The organism is Limnohabitans planktonicus II-D5, assembly GCF_001270065.2.
GTDB classification, from domain to species: domain Bacteria; phylum Pseudomonadota; class Gammaproteobacteria; order Burkholderiales; family Burkholderiaceae_C; genus Limnohabitans_A; species Limnohabitans_A planktonicus.
This window is the reverse complement of record NZ_LFYT02000040.1, coordinates 21,023-33,202: the sequence shown is the minus strand read 5'-3', so window position 1 is coordinate 33,202 and position 12,180 is coordinate 21,023. Positions and strand designations below refer to the sequence as shown.

The window sequence follows — 12,180 nt, the reverse complement described above, 5'->3', positions numbered from 1 at the left end:
TCGGTGGCCGTCATGGTGTAGTTGTTCAGGCCTTCAGGCTGGGGCGTGGTGGGCGTGATGTTCCACTTGCCACCCGCGTCGACCACGGCGGTGCCGATCACCTCGCCCGCTGGGTTCTTGATGGTGATGGTGTCGCCGGGGGTGCCGGTGCCGCTCAGGGTGGGCGTGTTGTCGTTGGTGGTCTTGTCGCCTTTGACGCCGGAGTCGCTGGTCGGGTCGAGCACGCCGGTGGGCGCTGACGGCGCTGTGGTGTCAATCGTCACAGGCAGCGGTGCGGGTGGGCTGACGTTGCCGGACGGGTCGGTGGCCGTCATGGTGTAGTTGTTCAGGCCTTCGGGCTGGGGCGTGGTGGGCGTGATGCTCCACTTGCCACCGTCATCGACCACGGCGGTGCCAATGACCTGGCCCGCTGGGTTTTTGATGGTGATGGTGTTGCCGGGCACGCCAGTGCCGCTGAGCGTGGGTGTGTTGTCGTTGGTGGTGCTGTCGCCTTTGACGCCGGAGTCGCTGATGGGGTCAAGGATGCCGGTGGGGGCCACAGGGGCCACGCTGTCGACCACGATGGTGATGGGCAGGCCGGTGCTGAGCACGCTGCCGGTGGGGCTGGTGGCGGTGACGCTCAGGGCGTTGATGCCCTGGGGCAGCACGGTGGTGGGCGTGGCCGACCAGGTGCCGTTGGCCGCGACCACGGCGCTGGCAATGACCAGGCCTTGGGCGTTGTAGACCTTGACGATGTCGCCTGCGGTGCCGGTGCCGCTGATGGTGGGCGTGGTGTCGTTGGTGGTGTTGTCACCGACGGTGCCGCTGTCGCTGACGAGGTCGAGCATGGCCGTGAGGCTGTGCGGCGTGGGCGGTGCGCTGATGCTGAAAGCCAGGGTGTTGTTGGTTTCAGCGCCGTCTTTGTTGAGGCTGCCTGCGATGTCGGTGAACTTGTCGCTGGCGACCACCAAGGTGGCGTTGAGCACACCGGCTGTGGGCGTGAAGGTGGCGGTGTAGGCCAGCGGGTTGGTGGGGCTCAAGGCCAGGTTGCTGAGCGTGCCACCGGTGACGGCCACATCGCCCAGGGTGAAGTCCAGCGTGGGTTCGCTGAAGGTGAAGGTGACGGTGCCGGTCTGGCCTTGGGCCAGCAGCGACTGGGTGGTGCTGAGGGCCACGGTGGGCAGCGTGGTGTCGATGACCACGGGCAGCGGTGTGACGGGGCTGATCTGGCCAGCAGGGTTGATGGCGACCACGCTGAGGTTGTTGGTGCCTTCGGGCAGCGGTGTGGTGGGCGTGATGCTCCACTGGCCGTTGGGCCCGACGGTGGCGGTGCCGATCACGTTGCCCGAGGGGTCGGTGATCTTGATGGTGTCGCCCGGCACGCCGGTGCCGGTGAGGACCGGTTTGTTCTGGTTGGTGATGAGGTCGGTGGGCGAGCCGCTGTTGCTGCCCGGATTGATGCCTGCAGGGGGTGCCAGCGGGGCCACGGGGGCGGCGCTGTAGCTCAGGTTCAGGGTGTTGTTGGCTTCTGCGCCGTCAGCGTTCTGGTTGGCGGCGGCGTCAGCGAACTTGGCGCTGTCCACTCGCACGGTGGCGGTGGTGGCACCGGCGGTGGGCGTGAAGGTGGCGGTGTAGACCAGGGGGTTGGTCGGGCTTTGCACCAGGGCGCTCAGGGTGCCGCCGGTCACGGTGATGTCGGCCAGCGTGAAATCAGTGCTGGCTTCACTCAGGGTGAAGGTGATGGCCGAGGTCTGGCCGCTGGTCAAGGCCGTGGCCGGTGCGCTCAGCGCAATGGTGGGCGCTGTGGTGTCCACGGTGACGGTGAACGGAGCGGGAGGGCTCACCTGACCCGAGGGGTTGGTGACGGTGACGGCCAGGCTGTTGGGGCCTTCGGGCAGCGGTGATGTGGGCGTGACTTGCCACTGGCCGTTGGGGCCGACGATGGCTGAGCCAATGACGTTGCCTTGCGGGTCGGTGATCTTGACGGTGTCGCCAGGCGTGCCGCTGCCGTTGATCGTGGGCTGGGGCTTGTTGGTGAGCTGGTCGGTGCCCGAGCCGCTGTTGCTGGCCGGGTCGATGGCAATGCCCGTTGGGGCTGCCGGTGCCACAGGGGCGGCGTTGACGCTGAAGGAGAGCGCGTTGTTGAGTTCCGCGCCGTCTTTGTTGAAGTTGGCAGCGGCATCCGAGAACTTGTCGCTGGTGACCAGCAAGGCGGCGCTGGTGGCACCGGCTGCGGGCGTGAGCACGGCGGTGTAGACCAGGGGGTTGGTCGGGCTTTGCACCAGGTTGCTCAGGGTGCCGCCAATCGCGGTGACGTCAGCCAGGGTGAAGTCGGTGCTGGCCTCGCTCAGGGTGAAGGTGACGACGCCAGTTTGGCCTGAGGCCAGCACGGCCTGCGTGGTGGACAGCGCAATGGTGGGCGCTGTGGTGTCCACCGTGACGGTGAACGGAGCGGGAGGGCTCACCTGACCCGAGGGGTTGGTGACGGTGACGGCCAGGCTGTTGGGGCCTTCGGGCAGCGGTGATGTGGGCGTGACTTGCCACTGGCCGTTGGGGCCGACGATGGCTGAGCCAATGACGTTGCCTTGTGGGTCGGTGATCTTGACGGTGTCGCCAGGCGTGCCGCTGCCGTTGATCGTGGGCTGGGGCTTGTTGGTGAGCTGGTCGGTACCCGAGCCGCTGTTGCTGGCCGGGTCGATGGCAATGCCCGTTGGGGCTGTTGGCGGCACAGAGGGCTGGCCAAGCGTGTAGTTGAGGGTGTTGTTGGCTTCTGCGCCGTCAGCGTTCTGGTTGGCGGCGGCGTCAGCGAACTTGGCGCTGTCCACTCGCACGGTGGCGGTGGTGGCACCGGCGGTGGGCGTGAAGGTGGCGGTGTAGACCAGGGGGTTGGTCGGGCTTTGCACCAGGGCGCTCAGGGTGCCGCCGGTCACGGTGATGTCGGCCAGCGTGAAATCAGTGCTGGCTTCACTCAGGGTGAAGGTGATGGCCGAGGTCTGGCCGCTGGTCAAGGCGGTGGCCGGTGCGCTCAGCGCAATGGTGGGCGCTATGGTGTCCACGGTGACGGTGAACGGAGCCGGTGGGCTGACCTGACCCGAGGGGTTGGTGACGGTGACGGCCAGGCTGTTGGGGCCTTCGGGCAGCGGTGATGTGGGCGTGACTTGCCACTGGCCGTTGGGGCCGACGACTGCACTGCCAATGACGTTGCCTTGCGGGTCGGTGATCTTGACGGTGTCGCCAGGCGTGCCGCTGCCGTTGATCGTGGGCTGGGGCTTGTTGGTGAGCTGGTCGGTGCCCGAGCCGCTGTTGCTGGCCGGGTCGATGGCAATGCCCGTTGGGGCTGCAGGTGCCACAGGGGCGGCGTTGACGCTGAAGGAGAGCGCGTTGTTGGTGTCGGCACCGTCTTTGTTGAAGTTGGCGGCGGCATCCGAGAACTTGTCGCTGGTGACCAGCAAGGCGGCGCTGGTGGCTCCGGCTGCGGGCGTGAAGGTGGCCGTGTAGACCAGCGGGTTGGTGGGGCTTTGCACCAGGTTGCTCAGCGTGCCGCCCATGGCGGTGACGTCGGCCAGGGTGAAGTCGGTGGTGGCTTCACTCAGGGTGAAGGTGACCTGACCGGTTTGGCCAGTGGCCAGCACCGATTGCGCGGTGCTCAGCGCAATGGTGGGCGCTGTGGTGTCCACGGTGACGGTGAACGGAGCCGGTGGGCTGACCTGACCCGAGGGGTTGGTGACGGTGACGGCCAGGCTGTTGGGGCCTTCGGGCAGCGGTGATGTGGGCGTGACTTGCCACTGGCCGTTGGGGCCGACGATGGCTGAGCCAATGACGTTGCCTTGCGGGTCGGTGATCTTGACGGTGTCGCCAGGCGTGCCGCTGCCGTTGATCGGGGGCTGGGGCTTGTTGGTGAGCTGGTCGGTGCCCGAGCCGCTGTTGCTGGCCGGGTCGATGGCAATGCCCGTTGGGGCTGCAGGTGCCACAGGGACAGCGTTGACGCTGAAGGAGAGCGCGTTGTTGGTGTCGGCGCCGTCTTTGTTGAAGTTGGCGGCGGCATCCGAGAACTTGTCGCTGGTGACCAGCAAAGCGGCGCTGGTGGCACCGGCTGCGGGCGTGAAGGTGGCCGTGTAGACCAGCGGGTTGGTGGGGCTTTGCACCAGGTTGCTCAGCGTGCCGCCCATGGCGGTGACGTCGGCCAGGGTGAAGTCGGTGGTGGCTTCACTCAGGGTGAAAGTGACCTGACCGGTTTGGCCAGTGGCCAGCACCGATTGCGCGGTGCTCAGCGCAATGGTGGGCGCTGTGGTGTCCACGGTGACGGTGAACGGAGCCGGTGGGCTGACCTGCCCGGAGGGGTTGGTGACGGTGACGGCCAGGCTGTTGGGGCCTTCGGGCAGCGGTGATGTGGGCGTGACTTGCCACTGGCCGTTGGGGCCGACGATGGCTGAGCCAATGACGTTGCCTTGCGGGTCGGTGATCTTGACGGTGTCGCCAGGCGTGCCGCTGCCGTTGATCGTGGGCTGGGGCTTGTTGGTGAGCTGGTCGGTGCCCGAGCCGCTGTTGCTGGCCGGGTCGATGGCAATGCCCGTTGGGGCTGCGGGCGGCGTGGTGGAGCCGAAGTTGAAGGTCAGCTTGTTGTTGGCTTCTGCGCCGTCGGCGTTTTGGTTGCCTGCGGCGTCAGAGAACTTGGCGCTGTCCACTTGCACGCTGGCGGTGCTGGCACCGGCTGCGGGGGCAAAGGTGGCGGTGTAGACCAGGGGGTTGGTGGGGCTTTGCGTCAGGGCGCTCAGGGTGCCGCCGGTCACGGTCACATCGGCCAGCGTGAAATCGGTGCTGGCTTCAGACAGGGTGAAGGTGACGGTGGGGTTTTGGCCCGCGTTTTGAACGCTGGTCAAAGCAATGGTGGGCACGACGCTGTCGATGACCACGGGCAGGGGCACGGCGGGGCTGACGTTGCCTTCGGGGTCGACCTGCACCAGGCTGAGGTTGTTGGTGCCTTCGGGCAGCGGTGTGGTGGGCGTGACGCTCCACTGACCGTTGGGGCCGACGATTGCACTGCCGATGACGTTGCCTTGCGGGTCGGTGATTTTGACGGTGTCGCCGGGGGTGCCGGTGCCGCTCAGGGTGGGCGTTTTGTCGGTGGTCAGGTTGTCGGTGGTCGAGCCGGTGTTGCTGCTCGGGTCGAGCACGCCGGTGGGAGCGGACGGCAGGGTGTGGGTGTTGACGGAGGGCTGCACCAGACCGTCGGTGCCCTGGAAGTCCACTTCCTTGTCGGTGTTGACTTTGGTGGCGGGGAAGCTGACGGTGAAGACACCTTGGGCGTTGGCCGTGGCTTGCAGGGTGCTGCCGTCGGGCAAGGTGACGGTGACGGTGCTGCCCGGCAGGGCCGAGCCGGTCAGGTTGACGGTGGTGGCCGTGATGGTTTGTGCGGTGACGACGATGTCGCCCAGCAGCCAGCGGTTCAGGGGCGTGTCAATCAGGAAGGTGAGTTCGGAGGCACCGGTGTTGGGGGCCTTGAGGGCGGCCAGGGCGTTGAGGCGGCCGGTGTCCATGAGGGTTGCGCCGGTGGTGCTGAGCGTGCCGCCTGCCAGCAGTTCGGTTTGCAGGGCGTCCAGGCTGGCGTCGATGTTGCCTTTGACGCTGTCCAGACCGGAGAGTTTGGCCAGCACCAGACCGTATTTTTCACCGGCTGTGAGGACGACCACGCCGTTGGCGTCGTAGCGGTTGGTGGCGGTGAAAGTGGGGCTGTTGGTGGTGGTGGGCTCACCAATGATGTCCACGCCTGCCATGCCCAAGGCCTTGGCCACGTTGGCGTTGGCGGTGTTGATGGCGGCGGCGCTGGCCAGCGGCTGGTTGGCGTTGTCGGCAATGCCGGCGCTGCGCACGGCCAGTTCGGTGACGGGCGTGATGTTCACGACCAGGGTGGCGCTTTGGTCTGCGGCCACGGTGAAGTTGCTTTGACCGACGTCGGCCACGGCCTGGGCGCGCAAGGTGGTGTCGAAGGACTTGCCGGTGGCAGAGACTTCGTCGATGTAGTTGATGGCGCTGCCGTTGGCGTCAATGACTTTGACCAGCACAGGGCCACGGTAGCTGCCACGGTTGGCGGCGGTGATGCTCCAGGTGCCGTCTGCAGCCAGCACGGTTTGGCCCAGCAAGGTGCCGGTGTTGTCGTAGACGAACACGTCTGCACCCCCGCTGACGCCAGCTGTGGAGGTGGTGGTGGGGTTGCCGGTGACGCTGGGCGGGGTCAGGATCATGCCGTCGTTCATGGCACCGGGAGGCGGTGCCACGCCGTTGCCCGAGCTGTCAGAGACGCCGCCTGTGGTGTTGGGCAGGGTGCCGCCGCCGGTGGCGGTGGAGCCCGTGCCCGAGGTGACGCTGGGGTTGCCGGTCAGGCTGGGCGGGGTCAGGATCATGCCGTCGTTCATGGCACCGGGAGGCGGTGCCACGCTGCTGACCGAGCTTTCCGTGATGACGGGTGGGTTGGTGGCGATGACGGTGGGTGTGCCGGTGGGCAGCGAGACGGCGACTTCTTTGGGTTGGACCAGGTTGATGCCGCCAGTGCTGGTCACGCTGGTGGACGCGCTGGTTTGCAGCGTATTGATGTCGGGGATGAGGTTTTGGGCGTCCACGACTTCGGTCGTGGCGCTGGTGGCGGCGATGGGGCCTGCGAAGACGCGGCCGCGCACGACCAGGGCCGGTGCAGCGCTGACCGCCGTTTCGATGACGATGGGCAGCGGCACGGCGGGGCTGATGTTGCCTGCGGGGTCGATTTCGGTGACGGACAGGTTGTTGGTGCCTGTGGGCAGCGGCGTGGTGGGCGTGATGCTCCACTGGCCGTTGGGGCCGACGATGGCGGTGCCGATCAGGTTGCCTTGCGGGTCGGTGATTTTGATGGTGTCGCCGGGCGTGCCAGTGCCGTCAATCGTGGGGGTGGTGTCGATGGTGACGTTGTCGGTCAGCGAGCCGCTGTTGCTGGCGGGGTTGATGCCCGCTGTGGGTGCCAGGGGTGCGACGCTGTCGATGACGATGGGCAGGATGGTGGCCGGGCTGGTCTGGCCATCGGGCGTGATTTCGGTGATGGCCAGGTTGTTGTTGCCTTGGGGCAGCGGCGTGGTGGGCGTGATGCTCCAGCTGCCGTTGGGGGCAACGATGGCAGTACCGATCACGTTGCCCTGTGGGTCGGTGATCTTGATGGTGTCGCCGGGTGTGCCCACGCCGGTGATGGTGGGCGTGGTGTCGATGGTGACGTTGTCGGTCAGCGAGCCGCTGTTGCTGGAGGGCGCCAGGGTGCCGGAGGGCGCTGCGGGTGCGGGCACCACAACCGCGCTGACGCTGAAGCTCAGGGCGTTGTTGAGGTCGGAGCCGTCTTTGTTGAGGTTGCCTGCAGCGTCCGAGAACTTGTCGCTGGTGACCAGCAAGGCGGCGCTGGTGGCCCCAGCGTTGGGTGTGAAGGTGGCGAAGTAGGTGGTGCCCGAGCCCTGGAAGTTGCTGAGCGTGCCGCCCATGGCGGTGATGTCGGCCAGGGTGAAATCGCTGCTGGCTTCAGAGAGGGTGAAGGTGACGGTGACGCTTTCGCCGTTGCCCAGCAGGGTTTTGTTGCTGGAAAGCGCAATGGTGGGTGCCACGGTGTCGATGAAGATCGGCAGCGGTGTGGGGGGGCTGACGTTGCCTGCGGGGTCGACGGCGACGATGCTCAGGTTGTTCTGGCCTTGTGGCAGCGGGTTGGTGGGCGCCAAGCTCCATTGGCCGTTGGGGCCGACGATGGCAGAGCCAATGACGTTGCCTTGCGGGTCGGTGATCTTGATGGTGTCACCGGGCGTGCCTGTGCCTGTCAGTGTGGGCTGGGTGACGCTGGTGATGTTGTCGGTGGTCGAGCCGCTGTTGCTGCCCGGGGCGAAGGTGCCTGACGGTGCCGAGGGGCCCACGCTGTCGATGACCACCGGCAAGGGCACGGAGGGGCTGACGGCACCCGAGGGGCTGGTTTCGGTGATGGACAGGTTGTTGAGGCCCTGGGGCAGCGGTGCGGTGGGGGTGACGTTCCACTGGCCGTTGGGGCCGACCACGGCAGAGCCGATCACGTTGCCAGCGGGGTCGGTGATCTTGATGGTGTCACCGGGCTGACCAGTGCCGCTGAGCACGGGTTGCGGGTTGGTGGTGATGTTGTCGGTGGTCGAGCCGGTGTTGCTTCCGGGGTTGATGCCGCCTGTGGGTGCGGGCAGGCTGCCTGACTCAATGACGACGGGCAGCGGAGCCGTGGGGCTGACGTTGCCAGCCGGGTCGATGGCGACCATGCTGAGGTTGTTGGTGCCTGTGGGCAGGGCTGTGGTGGGCGTGATGCTCCACTGGCCGTTGGGGCCGACGACGGCGGTGCCGATCACGTTGCCTTGCGGGTCGGTGATCTTGATGGTGTCACCGGGCGTGCCTGTGCCCGTGAGGGTGGGCTTGTTGTTGCTGGTGATGTTGTCGGTGGTGGAGCCGGTGTTGCTGCCGGGGGCAATGGCACCAGCGGGTGCCGAAGGGGCCACGGAGTCGATGACCACCGGCAAGGGCACGGAGGGGCTGACGGCACCCGAGGGGCTGGTTTCGGTGATGGACAGGTTGTTGGAGCCCTGGGGCAGCGGCGCGGTGGGGGTGACGTTCCACTGGCCGTTGGGGCCGACCACGGCAGAGCCAATCACGTTGCCAGCGGGGTCTTTGATCTGGATGGTGTTACCGGGTGTGCCGGTGCCTTGGAAGGTGGGGGTGGTGTCTGGGGTGGTGATGCCGCCCGGTGCAACGACCACGCTGGGCGCTGGGGGCGTCAGGGGTGCGGGGGGCACGGGTGTGCAGTTGATGGCAAACGAAGCGGCGTTGTTGTTGTCGGAGCCGTCTTTGTTGAGGTTGCCTGCGGCGTCGGTGAATTTGTCGCTGGAGACAAACAGCGCGGCGCTCTTGGCCGTGGCATTGGGGGTGAAGGTGGCGGTGTAGACCTTGCCCGAGCCTGCGAAGTTGCTCAATGTGCCGCCCAGCAAGGTGATGTCGGCCAGGCTGAAGTCGCTGCTGTCTTCGCTCAGGGTGAAGGTGACGGTGGTGGTCTCGCCCTGGGCCAGCAGGGCTTTGGCGCTGCTGATGGCAATGGTGGGCGCTGTGGTGTCTGCGGGTGTTGCTGGCGTGGTGGGTTTGATCTCGCAGTGGATGCCCAGCGAGACGGCATTGTTGACATCAGCGCCGTCCAGGTTGAAGTTGCCGGCGGCATCGCTGAATTTGTAGCTGGCCACGAACAGGGCCGCACTTTTCGCTGTGGCAAAGGGCGTGAAGGTGGCGGTGTAGCTGGTGCCCGAGCCTTGCAGGTTGCTGAGCGTGCCGCCCAGGCAGGTGATGTCGCCCAAGGTGAAGTCGGTGCTGGCTTCAGACAAGGTGAAGTTGATGCTGGCCGTTTCGCCTTCGTCCAGCAACACTTTGTTGCTGCTGATGACGATGCTGGGCGGGGTGCTGTCGGCCGGTGGGCAGTTGGTCTTCAGGGCCACGGCGTTGTTCAGGTCAGCGCCGTCTTTGTTGAGGTTGCCTGCGGCGTCGCTGAAGGTGTTGCTGCTCACCAAAATCATGGCGCTGGCGCCTGTGCTGGTGGGCGTGAAGGTGGCGGTGTAGACCAGCGGGTTGGTGGCGCTTTGGGCAAAGCCTGTCAGGGTGCCGCCGTTGACGGTGATGTCGCTGGCCGTGAAGTTGTTGCTGGCCTCACTCAGGGTGAAGGTGATGGTGGCGGTTTGGCCGACCAGCAGGTCGACTTTGTCGGTGCTGATGGCGATGGTGGGGGGCGTGGCGTCGATGGAGAAGGTGGCGGCGTTGTTGGCATCGTTGCCGTCGGCGTTGAAGTTGCCTGCTGCATCGCTGAATTTGTTGCTGGAGACGTAGACCGCACCGCTGATGGAGCCTGCAGCGGGTGTGAAGGTGGCGGTGTAGACCAGGGGGTTGGTGGCGCTTTGTGCAAAGCCGCTCAGCGTGCCGCCCATGACGGTGATGTCGGTGGCGGTGAAGTCGCTGCTGGCCTCTGACAGAGTGAAGGTGACCATGGCGGTCTGACCTGTGCCCAGCGCGGTCTTGTCGGTGCTGATGGCAATCGTGGGGGGTGCCGTGTCAGGTGGGGGGCAGTTGGTCTTGAGGGCCACGGCGTTGTTCAGGTCCGAGCCGTCTTTGTTGAGGTTGCCTGCCGCGTCGCTGAAGGTGTTGCTGCTCACCAAAATCATGGCGCTGGCGGCTGTGCTGGTGGGCGTGAAGGTGGCGGTGTAGACCAGCGGGTTGGTGGCGCTTTGGACAAAGCCGCTCAGGGTGCCGCCGTTGACGGTGACGTCGCTGGCCGTGAAGTTGTTGCTGGCCTCAGACAGGGTGAAGGTGATGGTGGCGGTTTCACCGGCGAGCAGATCGGTCTTGTCGCTGCTGACGATGATGGTCGGGGGCGTGACGTCGAGGTTGAAGCTGACGGTGTTGTTGGCGTCGGCGCCGTCGGCATTCTGGTTGCCTGCGGCGTCGGTGAATTTGTTGCTGTCGACCTTGACACTGGCGGTGCTGGCACCGGCAGTGGGGGTGAAGGTGGCGCTGTAGCTGGTGCCAGAGCCGGTGAAGTTGCTCAGGGTGCCGCCGACCACGGTGATGTCGTCGAGCGTGAAGTTGCTGCTGGCTTCAGACAGGGTGAAGGTGACGGTGGCCGTCTCCCCTGCCCCCAGGCTGGACTTGGGGCTGCTGACGATGATGGTGGGCGGGGTCTGGTCGACCGTGAGGCTGACGGTGTTGTTGGCGTCTGCGCCGTCCTGGTTTTGGTTGCCGCCTGCGTCGCTGAATTTGTTGCTGGCCACCGAAACGGTGGCACCCGTGGAGCCCGCTGCGGGCGTGAAGATGGCGGTGTAGACGTAGGGGTTGCTGGCGCTTTGGGCAAAGCCGCTCAGGGTGCCGCCGGTGACAGCGATGTCACTGGCGTCAAAGTTGGTGCTGATTTCGCTCAGCGTGAAGGTGATGGTGGCCGTGTCTGCGGCTTTGAGGATGGACTTGTCGCTGGTGATGGCGATGGTGGGCGGCGCGATGTCGAGGGTGAAGGTGGTGGCGTTGTTGGCATCGTTGCCGTCGGCGTTGAAGTTGCCCGAGGCGTCGCTGAAGCGGTTGCTGGCCACATAGACCGCGCCGCTCATGGAGCCCGCTGCGGGTGTGAAGGTGGCGGTGTAGACCAGCGGGTTGGTGGCGCTTTGGGCAAAGCCGCTCAGGGTGCCGCCCATGACGGTGATGTCAGAGGCCGCAAAATCGGTGGCCAGCTCGCTCAGGGTGAAGGTGACGACCGCGGTCTGGCCCATGGCCAGGGCGGATTTGTCGGCGCTGACGATGATGGTGGGCGGTGTGGTGTCGATCTTGCACTGGATGGCAATGGAGGCGGTGTTGTTGAGTTCGCCGCCGTCCATGTTGTAGTTGCCCGCCGCGTCGGTGAAGGCTTCGCTGGCGATGAAGATCGCGGCGCTGAGCGACTTGGGGTCGGGCGTGAAGGTGGCGGTGTAGACCAGCGGGTTGGTGGCGCTTTGTGTGAAGTTGGTGAGCGTGCCGCCGATGATGCGCACGTCGCTGGCGGTGAAGTTGCTGCTGGCCTCGCTGAGCGTGAAGGTGATGATGTCGGTTTCACCCGGCTTCACACGCGCTTTGGTGTTGCTGATCATCACCGTGGGGGCCACGCTTTCGGCGGGGGCGTCGGTGTTGCACAGCAGACCGATGCTGAAGGACGAGCCGTTGTTGGTGTCGGCACCGTCCTTGTTGAGCGTGCCGGCGGCGTTGCTGAAGGTGTCGCTGCCGACCATGATGAACGCACTGGACACGTTGGCACTCGGCGTGAAGGTGGCGCTGTAGTTGCTGCCGCTGCCCGTGAAGTTGGAGAGCGTGCCGCCCACGACGGTGACGTCCGAAGCCGTGAAATTGGTGCTGGCTTCACTGAGCGCAAAAGAAAGCGTGGTGGTCTCGCCCATAGCCAGGTTGGCTTTGCTCGATGTGATGGCGATGAAGGGGTTGCTCATGTCGTTCATACAGGTCTCTCTCTCTCAGTGATTCAGTTCAATGCAGCGCAGCAGTGGCTGGCGGCGGGGGTGTTGGAAGAAATGGGGGTGGCTGACGGGTAAGCGCAGGTCGGCTGGGCTGCGTAGGTCGGCACTCGAAGAGTCCGACAGGGCCCGCTGACCGACATTGCTGATCGATGCGCTGCGGTCT

General features: G+C 65.8%; 1 protein-coding gene. It reads right to left on the bottom strand.

The genetic code is table 11. From position 1 onward, the window contains the following. Nucleotides 1-11,999: Ig-like domain-containing protein (locus tag H663_RS42435; RefSeq protein WP_133240075.1), on the bottom strand; the 11,999-nt coding region annotated here is incomplete at its 3' end. Nucleotides 12,000-12,180: the final 181 nt, after the last annotated feature.